Raw genomic sequence first — 18,893 nt, 5'->3', positions numbered from 1 at the left:
GCCAGTGTGGCGCAGCGCCGCCATCGACAGACGCGGTTTCATCAAGGCCGCCGGCATCGGCTTCCTGGCCGCGCTGAAGCCGCAGGCGCTGTTGGCGCTCGACCGCGCCGATGCCGTCTATGCCTCCGGCATCCGTGCCGCCAACGGCTCCTTCGCCGTGGCAACGGTCACCGAGCGTGGCGAGATTGTCGATCAGGTGACGCTTCCCGACCGCGCCCACGGCATGGCCCATAGCAGCGCCACCGGCCGCACCGTCGCCTTTGCGCGCCGGCCCGGCACATTCGCCATGATCTTCGATCCCCGGAACCAGGCAGAGCCCATCGTCATCACCTCGCCGGAGGACCGGCATTTCTACGGCCACGGCGCCTTTTCGCCGGATGGACGGCTGCTCTATGCCAGTGAGAACGACTTCGACAATAACAGGGGCATGATCGGCCTCTACGATGCGACGAACCGTTTTGCCCGCATCGGCGAGTATGAGACCTATGGCGTCGGTCCGCACGACATGACGGTTTCCGATGACGGCCGCATACTTGTAGTTGCCAATGGCGGTATCGAGACCCATCCAGACTTTGGCCGCACCAAGCTCAATCTCGGCAATATGCAGCCGTCGCTGGCGCTCATCGATGCGGTGACCGGCGCACTGATCGAAAAACACACGCTGCCGCCGCAATGGTCGTCAGTCTCCACACGCCATGTCGATATCGACGCCAGCGGCCGCATCTGGTTTGCCTGCCAATACGAAGGTCACCGCAAGGATCTACCACCGTTGGTCGGCCATTTCGCCAAGGGCGAGGATCTTGTTTTCATAGACCTGCCCGAGGAGACGACACGGCTACTTGCCAGTTATGTCGGGGCGATCGCCGTCAACCGGAAGGAAGGGCTCGTCGGTGTTACCTCGCCGATCGCCGGTGCGTCCGTCACCATCGATGGGAAGACGGGCAAGGTACTGCGCGAGGAAAGCATTCCCGATGCCGCAGGCATTGCGCCGGCACCTGATGGTTTTGCCGTTTCATCCTATGACGGCAATTTCCTTTCCGCTCAAAGCGATGTCGCCTGGGACCAGCATATCGTGCGCATCGCTCAGCAAGCGTCCGTACGGTAAGCCTTCCAGTCCCTTTCAGTGGCTTCCGCGGTTGCCCGCGCCGCCTCGTAAAGCCAGTTCTCGCCGCGGGAGCGCAGATCATTGCGAATTGCCGCAACACTTGCTGMGTCATCTGAATGGCAGTTGGCGATCTCGAAGCCCATCAGTTCCAGCATCGAGCCGTTCAACAGGGTCTTCGCATCGCTCTTGATCTCGATCTTGCGGCTGTTGGGCGAAAGCCTGCGAACGAGAATGCGACCGGTTACAACGAAATGGGGATCGGGGCTGCGCATCCGTCCGGCGGCGATGACGCCGGTTCTGATGACGTGATCTCCTGATCTGGCCAAAGACCAGGCGGAGGGCACAAGCGCCTTGGCTTCACGCAACACTGGGCCGCCGCGCCACTCCTTCACATAGGCGATGAAACGCGGCCGCCCGAGACTTCCCGTCCCCTTCGTCACCGGTACAGGTGTGGCATTTCCCGAACCCCTCGGCAGAGCATTTTTCAAGGCCTCGACAAAACGGCCGGGTGCCGGCCTTTTGCCGGGTTTGCGCTTATCGCATTTTTCCCAGAAGTCTTTCCGCTCATCTTCCGAAAGCAAAAGCTTGTCGCGGAGCCAAGGATGATCGCGCTCCAGGATGACCGGAGCCGGGTGCTCGAGGCCGCGCACATAGCCGGCGAGGATGAGCTCGGCGATCGCCCTGCCGGAAATCCCGTCATCCGACTGAGCCAGAACGGCGCTTGCCACCAGCCGCACGAGATCCAGCCCGTAGGGCATGATCGCCGCGTCGTCGAAATCATTGGCACCCCAGACGAGCCGTCCCTCGATATCCCGCCAGGTCCCGAAATTCTCCAGATGCGTATCCCCGATCGACAGCACTTGCGGCATGTCGGCAAGCTCGGGCCTGACGTCGTAGATGATCTCGGACCAACGCCAGTAGGTGGCTCGCAAGAACGCGAAGGCCTCGTCGCACATCTTCCGGTGTTTCTCGTCGAGATCCTCGTGCACGAGCTCGCCCTGCAGCTCGTTTGCCAGCCACGCCTCATAATCGTCCACAGATTGAGAAAATCTCTTCATCGGCTCGCCCTCAGCTTCGGTCGATCATAATCCTGCGGGGCCTTATTCAGAAGAGGTTTCGGGATGATCCCAGGACGGACGCGACGAAGCGGAAATTCAGTCGTCGCGCCCATGACAGGATGTGTATCCGTCGCCTTTTTCGGGCGACGAATTGCCCAGAGCATCGAACGGGTCGAGCTTGCCACGGCGCGGCACTGACGGACGAAGTGCTGCAGGCCGTCCGTGAGACGACTGGCGTGGCTCCCTGGGCGGAAACGATCCAGTCGAATAGATGACCAGAGAGAGCCGCGTGATCGAAATTCGACCGAAAGACAAAAACATCGTAAGCCGGATTGAAACCTTGTCGAATCCGGCCGGTCATGCCACTTTCGCGGCTGCGAGAGGGACTGCGATGAACAATACCGACAGGGGCGATTTCCGGGAGCGGATCCGCCAGAATTTTTCCCGCCAGGCGGCAATGCACACGATCGGCGCGGAGCTGACACGCGTCGAGCACGGCGTGGTGGAAATCGAGCTTCCTTTCGACGTCAAACTGACACAGCAGCACGGCATTTTGCACGCGGGCATCATTTCCGCCGCGCTCGATTCGGCGTGCGGATTTGCCGCCTACAGCGTTATCGATCCTGACGCCTCGATCCTGACGATCGAGTTCAAGGTCAACCTCATGTCGCCGGGGCGCGGCGAACGCTTCCTCTTCAGGGGCGAGATCACGAAACCCGGCTCCAACATCATCGTCGCCGATGGGCGAGGTTATGCGATCAGCGATGGGCCTGCGAAGCTCATCGCATCCATGACCGGCACGATGATGGTTATCCGCGGAAGAGAGGGAATTACGGGATGAAATTCGAACTGAAGTCGGTCGCAGGCAAATCCATCCTGTTCGTCATGGCCGCAGAGGCCGAATATGGTCCGTTCCTGCGCTCACGCATCGAGCCGCTGATGACTGGCGTCGGCCCGGTCGAGGCGGCGATCGCCCTCACCAAATCGCTCTCCCGTCTCGATGCATCCGACGATCTGCCCGATCTCGTGGTATCGCTCGGCTCGGCCGGCTCGGCGCGGCTGCAACAGACCGAGGTCTATCAGGTCACCTCCGTCTCCTACCGCGACATGGACGCCTCGCCTCTCGGCTTCGAAAAGGGCAAGACGCCCTTCCTCGACCTGCCGGCAGACCTCGATCTGCCGCTGCGCATTCCCGGTGTTCCCGAAGCCACCCTTTCGACCGGCGGCAATGTCGTCTCCGGTGCGGCCTATGCCAATATCGCAGCCGACATGGTCGACATGGAAACCTATGCAGTGCTGCGCGCCTGCCAGGGCTACAAGCTGCCCCTGATCGGCCTTCGCGGCATTTCGGATGGCGCAGTCGAGCTACAGCATATTTCCGGCTGGACAGAATATCTGCACATCGTCGACCGCAAACTTTCCTATGCCGTCGACAGTCTGTTTACTGCCCTGGAAGATGGCGTTTTCTGGTTCTAAGGGCTGAAAACAGGGACAATCGGGACAATAAAACCCGGCTGCGGCCGAATTCCCGGATTGCAAGCAGAGGCGCTTTTCATTAAAGGCTCGCCATGACCCAGACAGCACATCCCGATAGCGTTCTCATCGTCGATTTCGGCAGCCAGGTGACCCAGCTCATCGCACGACGCGTGCGTGAAGCCGGTGTCTATTGCGAGATCGTTCCCTTCCAGTCCGCCGAAGAGGGCTTCAATCGCCTCCAGCCGAAAGCCGTGATCCTGTCCGGCAGCCCGGCCTCGACGGTGGATGAAGGATCGCCAAGGGCGCCGCATATCATCTTCGACAGCGGCCTTCCGGTGTTCGGCATCTGCTACGGCCAGCAGACGATGTGCATGCAGCTCGGCGGCCTCGTGGAGAGCGGTCATCACCGCGAATTCGGACGCGCCTTCCTCGAAGTCGATGAGGACTGCGCTCTTTTTGAGGGATTGTGGTCCAAAGGCTCCCGCCATCAGGTCTGGATGAGCCATGGCGACCGCGTGACGAGACTGCCCGAGGGCTTCGAGGTTGTTGCAACCTCCTCCAACGCGCCATACGCCTTCATCGCCGACGAGAAACGCAAATATTACGGCGTGCAGTTCCATCCGGAGGTCGTGCACACGCCTGATGGCGCAAAGCTGATCGCTAACTTCATTCACAACATTGCCGGCATCAAGGGCGACTGGACCATGTCGGCTTATCGCCAGAAGGCGGTTGACGACATTCGCAAACAGGTCGGCGACAAGCGTGTCATCTGCGCCCTTTCGGGCGGTGTAGACTCCTCCGTTGCGGCGCTGCTCATCCACGAGGCGGTCGGCGACCAGCTCACCTGTATCCTCGTCGACCACGGCCTGATGCGCAAGGACGAGGCGGCGGGCGTCGTCGCCATGTTCCGCGAGCACTACAACCTGCACCTGATCCATGTCGATGCAGCCGATCGCTTCATCGGCGAACTCGAAGGCGTCTCGGACCCGGAAACCAAGCGCAAGATCATCGGTCGCCTGTTCATCGAGACTTTCGAGGATGAAGCCAAGAAGCTCGGCGGCGCCGATTTCCTCGGCCAGGGCACGCTCTATCCCGATGTGATCGAGTCCGTTTCCTTCACTGGTGGCCCCTCCGTCACCATCAAGTCGCACCACAATGTCGGCGGCCTGCCGGAGCGCATGAAGATGCAGCTCGTCGAGCCGCTGCGTGAGCTCTTCAAGGATGAAGTGCGCGCCCTCGGCAAGGAACTCGGCCTGCCTGACAGCTTCATCGGCCGCCACCCCTTCCCGGGTCCGGGCCTCGCTATCCGCTGCCCCGGCGGCATCACCCGCGAAAAGCTCGAGATCCTGCGCGAAGCCGATGCGATCTATCTCGACGAGATCCGCAAGGCCGGCCTCTATGACGCCATCTGGCAGGCCTTCGCCGTGCTGCTGCCTGTCCAGACCGTCGGCGTCATGGGCGACGGCCGTACCTACGAATTCGTCTGCGCACTGCGCGCCGTCACCTCCGTCGACGGTATGACGGCGGATTTCTACCATTACGATATGGAATTCCTCGGCCGCGCCGCCACCCGCATCATCAACGAAGTCCGCGGCATCAACCGCGTCGTTTATGATGTGACGAGCAAGCCGCCGGGCACGATCGAGTGGGAGTGAAGGGGAGTAGTATCGGAAGCAGAGGACATTCGAGCGAACCCTGGGGCCATCGGTAGCAGTCGATAGGTTCAAGGCGACCCGCAGATCTGCCGCTCCGTCGGGCGTCTCCCCGCTCTTCGAACGGCGCCCATGCGCCGTCAGGCCCACCCCAACCTACGCGACTTTGTGGCCTTCAAATACTCGGTCGCGCGCTGCTCGAAGAAGCTAGCGCGCGACCAGTTCTCGGCGTCGATCACACGGTCACAGATCGATTACTGCTCCTTCTTGAACAAATCCTGGAAGATGAGCTGGCCCCAAGTGCGGCCGCGTGCATGCACCAGCGCGCCACCCTCGTTGAGCTTTCCGAGCGTGACGGGTGYGAACCCGAGTCGTTTGGCCAAGGCCGCCACGGGAGCGATCGCGTCCTCGTCGTCGCTCGACAGAAAGACGACCCGGTGTCCGCCCTCGACGATCGGATCGGCGGCCAAGGTGGCCGCAACCAGGTGATTGAAACCTTTCACGAGCTTGGCGCCGGTGAACGCCTTCGCGACGAAGGCGGAGGACGGGAGACCGTCCAGCTCTTCAACGAGAACTCCAAAGGCGTTCGTGGCGTCGATGACTGTCTTGCCTTCCCAGCTCGGCAGGGCCTTCGCGACCTCGCGATGCTCACCGAACGGGACCGCCAAGATGATTGTGTCGGCCTCGAGTGCATCCCGCAACGACTTGGCGACGACGCCGGGTCCAATCGCCCGAGCCTGCGGCGCCAACGCCTCGGCCGGCCGGCGGCTCGCGACGGCCACGTCGATGTTTTTACGGGCGAAGGTATGGGCGAGAGCCTGGCCTACCGCACCGAATCCTATAATCGCATAGCTCATAATACTTCTCCGTGTTGATATTGATCCCCCGGCCTAGCCCGGCGGAACGCGTCAGAGTTGCGCGAGGCCGCCGTCGGCCGCGACCTMGCTGGCGGTCATGAAGCTGCTGTCCGGCGACGCGAGAAATGCAGCCACCGCTCCGATCTCCGCCGGATCGGCCATACGCTGAAGCGGGGTCATCGAGGCGAAGACCTTCTGGCCCTCCTCGCCGAGCGCTTCCTTCGCCAGTTCGGTCGCCGTCGCCCCGGGCGACAGCACATTTACACGGATGCCGGTGCCTTTAAGGTCTTCCGCCCAGGTCCGCGCGAGGTTGCGCACTGCCGCCTTGCTCGCGCTGTAGGCGCTGAATGCCGGGGCGCCCGTGGTGCCGGCGCTAGAGCCGGTCAGGATGATCGAACCGCCTTCCCCCATCAGCGGCAGCGCCTTCTGGACCGTCATGATCGTACCCTTCACATTGGTGTCGAAAGTTTCATCGATGTGCTCGGGGGTGATCTTGCCGAGCGGAAGCGGGCTTCCCGCCCCGGCATTGGCAAAGACGATATCGAGGGTTCCGCGCTCGGCCGCCACCGCCGCGTAGAGTCGGTCGAGGTCGGCCAGATCGGAGACCGAGCCCTTCACCGCGCGGGCATTCGGCCCGAGGTCCGCCAAAGCCGCGTCGAGCGCGTCTTGCCGGCGGCCGAAGATGAAGACGAAGGCGCCCTCCTCGATGAAGCGCTTTGCTGCGGCGCGGCCGATGCCGGTAGCGCCACCGGTGATAACGGCAGTCTTTCCATTCAGTCTGTTCATGTCATGCATCCTTCGTTGCCCCTGGTCGTTCGGGGACGCCCCGAGACCCTCAACATAGGTCCGCAGGATTCAGGCGGTGAGTGCGGAAGCGCGCACATCGGTGGTGCAAAATCGATCCGGCCTGACGAATGATGCTGCCGCGACAGTCGATATCGCGCTTGTCAACATGGGCTTTGATGACCACCAATACTGCAGTACGATGCAGTAGAGACGGCTTTGGAAGGCGCACCGGGCGGTGCAGGATTGCACCATGATCGACTGGGATGACATTCGCTACTTTCTGGCTGTGGCGCGCGGAGGCTCAGTGCGGGCTGCCGCCGAGAGCCTCGGGGTGTATCACTCGACCGTGCTGCGACGCATCGCACAGCTCGAAGAACGCCTCGGGGCGCGGATGTTCGAAAAGCTGCCTTCGGGTTATCGCCTGACGGCTGCGGGCGAGGAGGTCCTCGAGCTTGCCAACCAGATGGAAGCGTCGTCACACCAGCTGGAGACGCGCGTCTTCGGGCGCGACCAAAGCGTGCGCGGGCTTCTGCGGGTGACGTTGGCTCCGACACTCGCGACACACCTGCTCATGCCGGATTTCGCCGATTTCGCGCGCCTGCATCCGGACATCGAGATGGAAATCTCGTCGTCCGGCGAGCTGGCAAATCTTACGAACAGAGAGGCCGACGTGGCGATCCGCGTCGTTTACGACCGCAAAACGCTGCCGCTCAATCTTCACGGCCTGAAGGGACCGGAGCTGTTCGGTGGAGTCTACATGTCCCGCGACCGACTAGCCGCATGGCGTGCGGGCGCGCCTGATCCCATCCGGTGGATCGTCATAAGCATTCATGGAATTCCGGATTGGGCTAGCGAGGGTGAGGTTCACACCGCGGGGGGTCCATTCAGGATTACGGACGCCGAGGCGCAGATCGTTGCTGTACGGCAGGGGCTCGGGATCACGACACTGCCTTGCTTCGTCGGAGATGCCGACCCCTTACTGGTGAGGGTGCCGGGCACCGACCTGCACATGTATGGAACGCTCTGGCTTCTCACACAGGGGGAGACGCGCAAGACGAAGCGCGTGCAGCTCTTTACCGAGTTCGTATCCCGCAGGCTCGCCGTCTACGCTCCGCTTCTCGCGGGGCTGTGCATATCGCGCGACTGACGCCCGGCAGGTCGCCGGCGAGATGGCGTTATTTCTTTTGATGCCTCACCTCGCCGATTGGTTTTCTTAAAATTTTCTCGCACAATTTTAACGGATATCGGCACCTGGTCAAACGTGATGCGGAGCGGTTATTACTGCCTTCTCACAACTTCTATCATATGCTACAATATTTCTGCAGACGAATGGATTCGTATGTCTGCGAGTAAACTGCACCTGTAGATTATTTTCTCGAACGACAAAGTATTCTCTGCCCGATAACAGAGATTGTCAGCTCACTATCGAGGAGTATTTACTTATGGGCCGACCGAAACTTTACCTGCCTTCAAAGGAACAAAGAGAGATTATTGCCTGGATGGGTGGCGGTCTCGTAATCGCAATTGGCGGACTCTGGACGTTGTTTGTCTATTTCTATCCCTCAGACAACATTTCGAACGCCCCAACGGCCGGAACCAGCGCCACCGCTGGAGGAATAGTTATCGGTGGGAATGCTACCAACTCAAGAGTGAGTACGCAATCGACGCAGCAGAAAGACAGGCAACCGTAGGGTAAGCAGATGCGCTTTTATTTTTGCATTGCCAGTCTTATTGCCTCCTTACTCACCGGTGCGGCGCAGAACACTGCACCTGTGTTAGCGCAAGAACCAAGAGTTAAAGCAGAGACCGGCGGAATTGTCATCGAAGGTAATGTTGAAGATAGCTGTATTGGCAACTGCTCGGTAAGTTTGGAACAATTTCAGTCAATTATGGCCGAATTTAAATCTTTTTCCGAAGATCAAAAATTAGCAATAGAGCAATTGAAATTGAATTCAACGCTTAATCGTAAACAACTATTAGCAGTTCTTGAAATAGCCGAAAGCCTTAGTATTTCTGATAAAACTTTGTCGGATACCATTTTAGGGTTATCGAAGGATATAAAGGCTGTTTCTCCTGCTATATCAAATGTAATAGTATTAAAATCTACAAATAAGGATAAATTCGCTATCGAATTTACACTATCAAATCCATCGAATGTCGTACCAGCATGGACAAAATCTCTTAATTTATCTTCAGATCTAGAATTAAAAGCCGCGGGAATTTCAGGTTTTATCGACAGTGTTACGTATAACGTGCAGGTCGGATTAGACGGAAAAGGCGCAGTGATAGGGGTGGCGACAGAAAAGCCCGATGCGGAGTTCGGATACCCCGTCTCTGGATCGTTTGACTACGGTATCGACACGCGTGAAAGAGGCGCGAAATATTGGAATGTGAAGCTTGGCATCCCGTTACAGATAAAAATAGAACCGGGAGAGAAACTAAGATTGACTCTTGTTTTTTCGAAACCATCGGGGACGTTTTTAAAGGCCGAAAAGGACGGCGAAGCGATCGCGATGAGCATAATGGGGCTACTAAAATCTACCAATAATTTGAGCATTATTTCAGACAATCTCAAAAGCAGCGAAGCAACTTTTGACGGGACAGAATTTCTTGAGTGGTTCACAGAGAATGTGAAATTATAAGTACTGGATCGGTCGGTGATTTGACCAACAATTTACGTATACAGGCGGATAGCGCGTGACGCCCGATATATGGAGTCAGTCCTGTCGTAGAAAATATCGGGCCCTAATGATGCACATCATTTCCATATTGCTTGATCGGATCCGCGCAAACTGGACCAGTTCAAGATACGCAATTCTTCGCAAGAGAAGAAGGCGCGTATGCATTACAGCCTTTGCTCACTAATAGCACCCAGAAAAAATCAACCTCGGACAGCAGGATAAAACAGCGCCACGCAAGGTTGCTGTTTGACCTTTTCAACTCATCACTGCGAAAGCCGCTGTCCTTTAAGCCCGAGACGCGTCTCTCTCAGGGATGAGTGCCGCCAACTCATCAACCCGAGGTAATCGATGCCAACACTTACTTTTGCGAATACGAAAGGAGGCGCCGGCAAAACGACGGTCGCCCTCGTTCTTGCCACAGAACTGGCTCGCCGTGGCCATCGCGTTTCCGTTCTGGATGCAGACCCTCAGCAATGGGCCACACGCTGGCACCGCCTGACAGGGGAAGCAGCCAATTTCGCCGTCATGCCAGGCGTCAGTGAAGATACGATCGAACAGCAGATCAAGGACCTCAAGAAACGGGGCGGTTATGTCATCATCGACCTGCCGGCCGGGATGACCCCGCTGATGGCGAAGGCCATCGGCTTTTCAGATCATGTGATGGTTCCGGTGCAGGGCTGCGCCATGGATGCCGTCGGCGGCGCGCAGGTGCTTGAGATCTTGAAGCAGCTCGCGGCCCAGCATGATATTCGCATCCCGCATTCGGTCGTGCTGACCCGCATCAGCTCGATCATCACGACGCGCGCATTGCTCGCCGTAAAGGGTCTGCTCGCCAAGCAACAAGTCAATGTCATCGACACGGCGCTGATCGAGCGTGCCGCCTATCGCGATATGTTCGTTTCCGGCGGCAGCCTCTACACGATGGACCCTGCCCGTGTCAGCAATCTCGACAAGGCGCAAGACAATGCCCGCTTGCTGGCAGACGATGTTCTTCGTCTCGCGCCGCCGAAGGCAGCCCGCACCAGGTCTCCCAAGAAGGCGGTTGAGCTCGTCAAGAACGCTGCATAAGGCTTGCCTCAACGCTTGATTGACGCCAACAAACGGCTGCCTTGCGGCAGCCGTTTCTGTCTTTAATATCCATACAAAACATTTTGTTCATGTTTTGTTTTTGACTATAATGTCAATCCGGTTATGCTCCTCCTTGTCGAAACAAGGAGGCGGGCGATGTAGTCCGTAGTTCAAATGCCTCATTTTCCACTCGATCCGAATAGCGCAGGCCCGCAGAAGAAATCCGATCTTGTCGGAGAATTTCACGACAGGATTTTCTTCGCGCTTCGTCCAACCATCGAAGCGGCATCCGAGGCGCTGGACATCGCGCAAATGTATCGCAATAGACATTCTCTGACCGGCCCCTCGCGGCCCAACGCAGTGCTTCATGTCACGCTGAACGGCATTGGCGCCTACCGTCGGCTCCCGGATGATATCGTGTTCGGCGCTGAACAAGTCGCCGCGACAGTGCGTGCCCAGCCGTTCGAAATTGTTCTCGACGAGGCCATGAGCTTCAAGCATCCTGGCCAAGCGCAGGCTTTCGTCATCTGTGGCAGGCAAGAAAACGAAGGCCTGCTGGATCTTCGCAACCAAATTCAAGAAGGTCTCTACGAGGCCGGGCTACCCTATAATGTTGGCGGACATCTGACGCCGCACATGACGATGGTCTATGATCGCAAGACCGTGCTGCCTGAAAAGCTTGACCGACCTGTGCGCTGGACCGTCCAGGAGTTCCTGCTGATTCACAGTATCTACGGGAAGAGCGAGCATCACGTCATCAACCGGTGGCCTCTCATCGGCTGAGCTGCGCTTGCACCGCGGGTGGGGATTCGCCTAAAACTCCCCACTCAATATGCACATGCGGAGCAAGACAGTGGACGTTTCAGAGATCATCATCCCCGGCGATACGCCCGGCATCGAATGGCGGTTGCCGGTCATGCGCTTCAGGGGAAGCGATCCGGCGGCGCCGAAGGTCTATATCCAGGCCGCGTTGCATTCCAATGAACTGCCGGGAACGGCGCTTGCGCATTTTCTCTGCCTTCAACTCGGGCAAGCAGAAAGCGAAGGACGTATCGCCGGCGATATCACGCTCGTGCCGCAGGCAAATCCGATCGGGGCGGCGCAATCGCATTTCGGCGAGTTGCAGGGCCGCTTCGATTTGGGATCGCGGACCAATTTCAATCGGGATTTTCCGCTGATCTCGGTTCGCGACCGGGAGGAGTTGCTTGACGGTCTCGATGATTATCCGGCTACAGATCGATTGAAGCGAAAGCTGATTGACATGGCACTCGGGGCCGATCTGGTGCTCGATCTGCATTGCGATGATGAATCGCTGCAATATGCCTATATCGATGAGGCCTTCTGGCCGGAGGCAGCGGACCTTGCCAATGCGCTCGACATGGAAGCAGTGCTGCTTTCTGATGGCGAAAGCTCCGCCTTTGAAGAAGCGGTCGGTTTTGCCTGGAAATATGAGGTGCCAGGCGAGCGCAAGACAAAGCTTCCGGGCAAGCTTTCGGTGACGGTGGAGCTGCGCGGCCGGCGCGACGTCTATCCCGATATGGCCGCAAAAGACGCCGAAGGCCTGCTGCAATTCCTGATCGGGCGTGGTGTCGTCAACGGCCGGGCAGGCGGTGACAAGACCTTCTTCGGACCGGCCGTGCCGCTCGACAATGTCGAGATCGTGCGCGCGCCGCAGGGTGGCACAGTGTTGTTCCATCGCAATATCGGCGAACGTGTTTCTGAAGGAGAGCTTCTGGCGACGATCATCACCCGACCCGGCTTTGCCGAAGGCGATATCCACATCCTGGCGCCGCAGGGCGGGCTGCTGCTGACCCGCACGTCCGATCGGCTGGTGCGCCGGCGAGGCGACATAGTGAAGATCGCGGCCGACCGGCCGAGCAAGGCGACGCGGAGGGCCGGCGCGCTGGAAGACTGAACCGGCGTTCTTTTCCACACGCGAATGTAAGGCTCCGCGCAACTGTCACACAGGCTTCAAGATAATCCGCCAAGCCGTTGCAGACATGTTGCGAAGGAGCTTTCATGCCGCAATACGACGTTGCGATCGTCGGCGCAGGAATTATCGGGCTGGCGCATGCGCTGGCGGCGGCAAAGCGCGGCAAACGCGTTGTGGTTATAGACCGCGACGCACAGGCAAACGGCGCCTCGGTGCGCAATTTCGGATTTGTGACGGTGACCGGCCAGCAGGCTGGCGACTGCTGGGGCAAGGCACGGAAGGCCCGTGATATCTGGGCCGAAGTGGTGGACGAGGCCGGCATCGATGTCCTGCAGCGCGGGCTTTTGCTGGCAGCGAGGCTCGACGAATCCGAAGGCGTGATCGATGCCTTTCTGCGGACCGAAATGGGAGAAGGCTGCGAAAGACTGACGGTCGACGAAGCACGGCGGCTCGTGCCGGCGCTGCGGCCGGAGGCAGCGCCGTTTACACTCTACAGCCCGCATGAGCTGCGCGTGGAGTCCCGAACTGCCATTCCCCTGCTCGCGCGGTATCTTGAAGTCAAATACGGCATCGAGTTCCGCCGCTCCACGGCGGTGAGTGCCGTCGAACCGCCGCGAGTCGAAACGACTGCAGGGGTGATCGAGGCGGAAACAGTGGTCGTCTGCCCGGGCGATGATTTCAAGAGCCTGTTTGCCGACCGGATCGCTGCTTTCAACGTAACGCGCTGCAAACTGCAGATGATGCGCGTCGTTCCGGCGCAACGGGTTTCGCTCGGCACAGCCGTCATGTCCGATCTCGGGCTTGGACGCTATCTCGGCTATGCCGAGTTACCGGAGGCGACTGTGCTCAAGGCGAGGCTCGACCGGGAATTCAAGCCCGAGCGCGAAAACGGCATCCATCTGATCGTCACGCAGTCGGAGGACGGCTCGCTCGTCGTCGGCGACAGCCATCATTATTCCGAAACGCCCGATCCCTTTGGGCTGGAGCGGGTCGACAGGCTGATCCTCGACGAGTTGGACACCGTGCTCAACCTGCCGGGACGCTTCATCACCGAGCGTTGGATCGGCACCTATGCCTCCGCCCCGGACCGCTGGCGGTTCACCGACAAGCCTTCCGACGCGTTGCGCATCGTCGTGGTCACGGCGGGCTGCGGTGCATCCACTGCTTTCGGCATCGGCGAGGAAACCATCGAAGATCTTTACGGGAGCGCAGCATGACGCAATTCAAGGCAGTGGTCTTCGACTGGGCCGGCACGGTCATCGATTTTGGCTCCTTCGCGCCGATGGGCGCCTTTGTGGAAACCTTCGGCAAGTTCGGCATCGAAGTGACGATCGCCGATGCCCGCAAACCGATGGGGCTTCCAAAGCGCGCGCATATTGCGGCAATGCTGGCCGAGCCGCATATTGCCGCCCGCTGGCAGGCTGCATGCGGTACCTCCCCTGACGAATCGGCAATCGATAAGGTCTACGAACTCTTCGTGCCGCTCAACGAGGCGGTCGTGAGCAATTACTGCGCACTGGTACCGGGCGCGCTGAGGACGATCGAGTACTTGCGTGAGCGGCAGATGAAGATCGGCTCGACCACCGGCTATACGCGCTCGATCATGGAGCGCGTGCTGCCGCTTGCCGCCGAACAGGGCTATGCGCCCGACAACCTGATCTGCGCCGATGACCTGCCGCTCGGCCGGCCGACGCCGATCGGCATGTACAAATGCTTCGTCGATCTGATGGTCTATCCGGCCTCTGCCGTCCTGAAGGTCGACGATACGGAACCGGGTATTGCCGAAGGTGCTGCCGCCGGCTGCGTGACGGTCGGCGTAACGCTCTCCGGCAATGAAGCCGGCCTGACGCCCGAAGAAGTGGATGCGCTTTCGCCGGAGGCGCGGGCCGAGCTGCACAAAAGGATCGGCGAGAAACTGATCGCCGCCGGCGCCGACTACATTATCGAGACCGTGGCCGACCTGCCGGCGCTCATCGAAGAGCTCGAGGGATAAACGCCGAACGACGTTTGCAGCGCTTATCCGCCGTGATATCTCCCTGCCGAAACAGGGAGATCGAACCCCATGGTCGCTACCATCTACGGTATCAAGAACTGTGACACGATGAAGAAGGCCCGCAGCTGGCTGGAGGACCACGGCGTTGCCTATGACTTCCATGACTACAAGGCTGTCGGCATCGACCGCGCGCATCTGGAACGCTGGATCGACGAGGCAGGCTGGGAAACGGTGCTCAACCGTGCAGGCACGACCTTCCGCAAGTTGCCGGACGCTGCTCGCGAGGACCTCAACCGCGAGAAGGCGATCGCGCTGATGCTCGACCAACCCTCGATGATCAAGCGTCCCGTGCTGGAAGCTGATGACAAGCTGCTGATCGGCTTCAAACCGGAGATTTACGAGCGGACGTTCGAGGGCTGAGCCATGTCCAAGACCACCCGCGCCACGCAGGTTCTCACGCAGGCAGGCATCGCCTTTACAATTCACACCTATGACTACGATCCGAATGCCGAGCGCGTCGGGCTGCAGGCGGCCGAAGCCTTGGGTGAGGAGCCGCATCGCGTGCTGAAGACGTTGATGGCGGAGGTGGATGGGAAGCCGGTCTGTGTGGTCGTGCCCTCCGACCGCGAGGTCAGCATGAAAAAGCTCGCGGGCACCTTTGGTGGCAAGTCGGCCAATATGATGAAACCGACCGATGCGGAGCGGCTGACGGGATACCATGTCGGCGGTATCAGTCCCTTCGGGCAGAAGAAGATCGTTCCGACGGCAATCGAGGAAACGGCGCTGGCCGAACCGCTGGTTTATATCAATGGCGGACAGCGTGGGCTGCAAGTGCGGCTGGACCCCAAGGACGCGCTAAAAGCACTGAAAGCGACAGCTGCGGCGCTGATCGCCTGAGGCGAGATGAATTGGCCGGAGCGCTTCATTTTCGCCGTAAAGGGGTCTAAGTCTTTCACCTCCCGTCGTAGATATCAGAAGGCAGTTGATCCCATGACGTTCATGCCCCAGAGCCACAGCTCCGTCGATCCCGTCAAACTCGAGAAGCTGGCGGAAGTCGCCATCAAGGTCGGATTGCAGCTTCAGAAGGGGCAGGATCTCGTCATTACCTCTCCTGTCGTGGCGCTGCCGCTGGTGCGGCTGATCACCAAACACGCCTATCTCGCCGGCGCCGGCCTTGTTTCAACCTTCTACTCCGACGAGGAGACGACGTTGGCGCGCTACCAATATGGCAGCGACGAGAGCTTCGACCGGGCTTCCGGCTGGCTCTACGACGGCATGGCGAAGGCCTATGAGAAGGATACCGCCCGCCTTGCTATTGCCGGTGACAATCCGATGCTCCTGTCGGAGCAGGATCCCAGCAAGGTCGGCCGCGCCAACCGCGCCAATTCCACGGCCTACAAGCCGGCGCTGGAGAAGATCTCCAACTTCGACATCAACTGGAACATCGTCTCCTATCCCAACCCCTCCTGGGCGAAGGTCGTCTTCCCCGACGATCCGGAAGCGATTGCCATCGCCAGGCTTGCCAGGGCGATCTTTGCTGCCTCGCGTGTCGACCTCGATGACCCGATCGCTGCATGGGCAGAGCATAATGCCAATCTCGCCAAACGCTCATTCTGGCTGAACGGCGAACGTTTTGCCGCTCTGCATTTCACCGGACCGGGCACGGATCTCACTGTCGGTCTGGCGGATGGCCATGAATGGCATGGTGGCGCCTCGACGGCGAAGAACGGCATCACCTGCAATCCGAACATCCCGACCGAGGAAGTCTTCACCACGCCGCATGCGCTGCGCGTGGAAGGCCATGTGTCGAGCACCAAGCCGCTTTCGCATCAGGGCACGCTGATCGACAATATCCGGGTGCGCTTCGAAGGCGGCCGCATCGTCGAGGCCAAGGCCTCGCGCGGCGAGGAGGTCCTGAACAAGGTGCTGGATACGGATGAGGGCGCGCGCCGGCTCGGCGAAGTGGCGCTGGTGCCGCATTCCTCGCCGATCTCCGCGAGCGGTATCCTCTTCTACAATACGCTGTTCGACGAGAATGCCTCCTGCCATATCGCGCTCGGCCAGTGCTACTCGAAGTGCTTCCTCGATGGCGCTTCGCTAAGCCAGGAGCAGATCAAGGCGCAGGGCGGTAATTCCAGCCTGATCCACATCGACTGGATGATCGGTTCCGACAAGGTCGATATCGACGGCATCAAGCCGGATGGTTCGCGGGTGCCGGTGATGCGCCAGGGCGAGTGGGCGTAACCGCAGCCTTCGGCATCAGGCTCCGCTGACTCAGCCAGACGCTGACCAGCACCATGGCAAAACCGACAAGCTGGGTTGGCGTCAGGCTTTGGCCGAGCGCCAGCCAGCCGAGCAGGGTCGCGACGACGGGGCTCAGGAAACCGAGCGATGCCGCGGCTGAAGGCTCGATGCGTGACAGACCGCGGAACCACAGCAGATAGGTGAAGGCTGCGCCGATGAGGCCGAGATAGGCGATGCCGACTATATTGGCTGCCGTCGGCACCGGAAGCGCAGGCTCCAGAAAGAAGGCGACGGGCACGAGCAGGATGCCGCCCGCAGTCAGTTGCCATGAGGTAAAAGTCAGGCTCGATACGGGCGGCTGCCAATGGCGGGTCAGCACCGTACCAAAAGCCATGGAGACGGCACCGGCAAGACCTGCGGCAACACCGACAGGATCGAGTGCCGCTTTGGGGCCGAGCACCAGAAGTGCCACCCCACCCATGCCGATCAGGCCGGCAATGACAGCGAAGAATCGGATCGGCTTGCCAAGGAAAAGGCGCGACAGCGCGATGACGATCAGTGGCTGCACGGCGCCGACCGTGGCGGCCACGCCGCCCGGCAATCGGTAGGCCGAAACGAAAAGCATCGCCCAGAAGAATGAGAAATTCAGCGCGCCGAGAATGAAGGCGCGGCCCCACCAGATGCCCGTGGGCAGCGTCCGGACAATCAGCAGCAGAAGCAGACCGGCCGGCAGCGCGCGCAGCATCGCAACCGTCAGCGGATAATCCTGCGGCAGGAAGGACGTCGTGACGAAATAGGTGCTTCCCCAGATGGCGGGAGCAACAGCGGTCATCAGCACATCGGTGGCATAGCGTGCATTTGTCTTCATTTCAAGAATCTCTACTTCAAGATAAATTCAGGATAATGCATTTTATCTTGACGTCAAGAGATCTCCTGATATCGATGCGGTATGGGCAAAACCAATGAAGATCACGTCGACCGGATCCTGGCTCAGTGGCGGCGCGAGCGGCCAGAGCTGGATGTCGAACCCATGGGGATCTTCGGCCGGTTGAAACGGCTGACGACGCATATCGGCCGGGAAGTGGAAAACGTACTGCTCAAGCATGGCCTCTCCTCTTCCGCCTTCGATGTGCTGGCGACCCTTCGCCGCTCCGGCGCGCCCTACCGGCTTTCGCCCGGAGAATTGCTCGGCATGACTATGGTGAGTTCGGGCACGATGACGAACCGGATCGACCAGCTGGAAAAGGCCGGCTTCGTGGAACGGCTGTTTAATCCCGAAGACAGGCGCAGCGTGCTGATTGCGCTCACCGAGAAGGGGCTGGCGATCGTGGAAGAGGCGGTTGGCGCCCATGTCGCCAACCAACAGCGGTTGACGCGCAATCTGACAGATAAAGACAAGGCGGAGCTTGATCGGCTGCTGAAGAAATTCCTGTCGGACTTCGAATAGTCAGACGGCCGCGAGCACCTTGCGGATGCGCTCCAGATGCGCCCTGCGTCTGGCATCCGTCGTGCGGTCCATGTAGTGCAGGTTCAGCATACGGAAGACGAGTTTCTTCGAGCAGAAATTGGCAATGCCGCGCCTCAGCAGGCGGCGGACGGGATTGCCCATATAGAAATGCACCAGCCACCAGGGTGAACCTGTCGTCGTCAGCGCATAGAGCAGCCTGATATTGGTGAGCTGCGGCACGATGCGGCCGCCGGCGGCATCGTGGGTGAAAGCGACGCCCGGCGCAAAGATGCGATCGAAGAAGCCCTTCAGGATGGCCGGGAAATTGAACCACCACTGCGGGAAAACGAGGACGAGCCCGTCAGCAGCCTGAAGACGAGCCAAGATACCGGCAACGGCACAGGTGTCGTAAGGCACGTCGAAATAGCCGCTCCGCTCGGCCTTCGATAGCCGAGGGTCAAAATCCTCGGCATAGAGATCCAGCAGATCGACAGTATGGCCGGAGGCTTCGAGTGCCTCCTGAGCGGTCCGGGCCACAGAAGCAGCAAAGCTTTCCGGCAGCGGATGGGCGAGCACGAGCAGAATGTGCATCG

Annotated in this window: 20 protein-coding genes; 15 read left to right on the top strand and 5 right to left on the bottom strand. The window is 59.7% G+C overall.

All coding sequences use genetic code 11. The features are described 5' to 3' along the window. The first annotated feature begins 4 nt into the window (after window positions 1–4). Window positions 5–1,105 (top strand): DUF1513 domain-containing protein, encoded by a 1,101-nt coding sequence (locus AC1D35_RS06355; protein ID WP_113307707.1) that lies wholly within the window; start codon window positions 5–7, stop codon window positions 1,103–1,105. On the opposite strand, the gene AC1D35_RS06350 is transcribed toward AC1D35_RS06355, so the two are convergent. Then, complete coding sequence (locus AC1D35_RS06350) at window positions 1,084–2,163, bottom strand: DUF2252 family protein (protein WP_477938359.1); 1,080 nt, start codon at window positions 2,161–2,163, stop codon at window positions 1,084–1,086. The genes AC1D35_RS06355 and AC1D35_RS06350 overlap by 22 nt on opposite strands. Window positions 2,164–2,554: 391 nt before the next feature. Between AC1D35_RS06350 and AC1D35_RS06345 the strand changes: the two genes are divergently transcribed. The 3 genes from AC1D35_RS06345 to guaA all read left to right on the top strand — a co-directional run bounded on the left by AC1D35_RS06345 (window position 2,555) and on the right by guaA (window position 5,294). Continuing rightward, entirely contained in the window at window positions 2,555–3,004 is a 450-nt protein-coding gene (locus AC1D35_RS06345) for a PaaI family thioesterase (protein WP_113298261.1), read from the top strand. Beyond that, the gene (locus AC1D35_RS06340; RefSeq protein ID WP_113298260.1) at window positions 3,001–3,639 is read left to right on the top strand and encodes a 5'-methylthioadenosine/S-adenosylhomocysteine nucleosidase; all 639 of its coding nucleotides are present in this window, start codon (window positions 3,001–3,003) and stop codon (window positions 3,637–3,639) included. Before AC1D35_RS06345 ends, AC1D35_RS06340 begins: the two co-directional genes overlap by 4 nt. A gap of 92 nt (window positions 3,640–3,731) precedes the next feature. Continuing rightward, window positions 3,732–5,294 (top strand): glutamine-hydrolyzing GMP synthase, encoded by a 1,563-nt coding sequence (gene guaA / locus AC1D35_RS06335; protein ID WP_113307705.1) that lies wholly within the window; start codon window positions 3,732–3,734, stop codon window positions 5,292–5,294. A 251-nt stretch (window positions 5,295–5,545) separates the two neighbouring features. On the opposite strand, the gene AC1D35_RS06330 is transcribed toward guaA, so the two are convergent. Both AC1D35_RS06330 and AC1D35_RS06325 read right to left on the bottom strand, forming a co-directional pair. Then, window positions 5,546–6,148, bottom strand: coding sequence for an NADPH-dependent F420 reductase (locus tag AC1D35_RS06330; RefSeq protein WP_477938358.1), 603 nt, complete (start codon window positions 6,146–6,148; stop codon window positions 5,546–5,548). Window positions 6,149–6,199: 51 nt separating this feature from the next. Beyond that, window positions 6,200–6,934: an SDR family NAD(P)-dependent oxidoreductase gene (locus AC1D35_RS06325; protein WP_477938357.1), complete on the bottom strand. Its 735-nt coding sequence runs from the start codon at window positions 6,932–6,934 to the stop codon at window positions 6,200–6,202. Window positions 6,935–7,184: 250 nt separating this feature from the next. On the opposite strand from AC1D35_RS06325, the gene AC1D35_RS06320 reads away from it, so the two are divergent. From AC1D35_RS06320 to AC1D35_RS06275, 10 genes are all read left to right on the top strand, one after another. Further along, the gene (locus tag AC1D35_RS06320) at window positions 7,185–8,081 is read left to right on the top strand and encodes a LysR family transcriptional regulator (RefSeq protein WP_113307703.1); all 897 of its coding nucleotides are present in this window, start codon (window positions 7,185–7,187) and stop codon (window positions 8,079–8,081) included. A gap of 553 nt (window positions 8,082–8,634) precedes the next feature. Continuing rightward, complete coding sequence (locus tag AC1D35_RS06315; RefSeq protein WP_162748432.1) at window positions 8,635–9,576, top strand: hypothetical protein; 942 nt, start codon at window positions 8,635–8,637, stop codon at window positions 9,574–9,576. A 387-nt stretch (window positions 9,577–9,963) separates the two neighbouring features. Then, entirely contained in the window at window positions 9,964–10,683 is a 720-nt protein-coding gene (locus AC1D35_RS06310; protein WP_113307701.1) for a ParA family protein, read from the top strand. Window positions 10,684–10,857: 174 nt separating this feature from the next. Beyond that, the gene (locus tag AC1D35_RS06305; protein ID WP_113307700.1) at window positions 10,858–11,466 is read left to right on the top strand and encodes a 2'-5' RNA ligase family protein; all 609 of its coding nucleotides are present in this window, start codon (window positions 10,858–10,860) and stop codon (window positions 11,464–11,466) included. A 70-nt stretch (window positions 11,467–11,536) separates the two neighbouring features. Beyond that, window positions 11,537–12,598, top strand: coding sequence for a M14 family metallopeptidase (locus AC1D35_RS06300; protein ID WP_113307699.1), 1,062 nt, complete (start codon window positions 11,537–11,539; stop codon window positions 12,596–12,598). A 104-nt stretch (window positions 12,599–12,702) separates the two neighbouring features. Further along, the gene (locus AC1D35_RS06295; protein WP_113307698.1) at window positions 12,703–13,833 is read left to right on the top strand and encodes a TIGR03364 family FAD-dependent oxidoreductase; all 1,131 of its coding nucleotides are present in this window, start codon (window positions 12,703–12,705) and stop codon (window positions 13,831–13,833) included. Then, entirely contained in the window at window positions 13,830–14,609 is a 780-nt protein-coding gene (gene phnX / locus AC1D35_RS06290) for a phosphonoacetaldehyde hydrolase (RefSeq protein WP_113298251.1), read from the top strand. The genes AC1D35_RS06295 and phnX overlap by 4 nt, the downstream gene beginning before the upstream one ends. Before the next feature lie 69 nt (window positions 14,610–14,678). Then, the gene (locus tag AC1D35_RS06285) at window positions 14,679–15,029 is read left to right on the top strand and encodes an ArsC family reductase (protein WP_113307697.1); all 351 of its coding nucleotides are present in this window, start codon (window positions 14,679–14,681) and stop codon (window positions 15,027–15,029) included. Between the two features lie 3 nt (window positions 15,030–15,032). Continuing rightward, complete coding sequence (gene ybaK, locus AC1D35_RS06280) at window positions 15,033–15,506, top strand: Cys-tRNA(Pro) deacylase (RefSeq protein ID WP_113307696.1); 474 nt, start codon at window positions 15,033–15,035, stop codon at window positions 15,504–15,506. A 93-nt stretch (window positions 15,507–15,599) separates the two neighbouring features. Further along, the gene (locus AC1D35_RS06275; protein WP_113307695.1) at window positions 15,600–16,853 is read left to right on the top strand and encodes an aminopeptidase; all 1,254 of its coding nucleotides are present in this window, start codon (window positions 15,600–15,602) and stop codon (window positions 16,851–16,853) included. On the opposite strand, the gene AC1D35_RS06270 is transcribed toward AC1D35_RS06275, so the two are convergent. Next, entirely contained in the window at window positions 16,801–17,721 is a 921-nt protein-coding gene (locus AC1D35_RS06270; protein ID WP_477938356.1) for an EamA family transporter, read from the bottom strand. The two genes, AC1D35_RS06275 and AC1D35_RS06270, sit on opposite strands and share 53 nt — an antisense overlap. 81 nt (window positions 17,722–17,802) lie before the next feature. Here AC1D35_RS06270 and AC1D35_RS06265 point away from each other — a divergent pair, with 81 nt between their 5' ends. Then, entirely contained in the window at window positions 17,803–18,300 is a 498-nt protein-coding gene (locus tag AC1D35_RS06265; protein WP_113298246.1) for a MarR family transcriptional regulator, read from the top strand. Here the strand turns inward: AC1D35_RS06265 and AC1D35_RS06260 are convergent, their stop codons facing one another. Beyond that, window positions 18,301–18,891 carry an NAD(P)H-dependent oxidoreductase gene (locus AC1D35_RS06260; protein ID WP_477938355.1) on the bottom strand — a complete coding sequence of 197 codons (591 nt, stop codon included), beginning with the start codon at window positions 18,889–18,891 and terminating at the stop codon, window positions 18,301–18,303. Between the last annotated feature and the right edge of the window lie 2 nt (window positions 18,892–18,893).

Source organism: Rhizobium sp. P1_E6 (genome assembly GCF_056405875.1).
The sequence above is the reverse complement of the archived record's forward strand: the minus strand, read 5'-3'. Positions and strand labels throughout refer to the sequence as shown.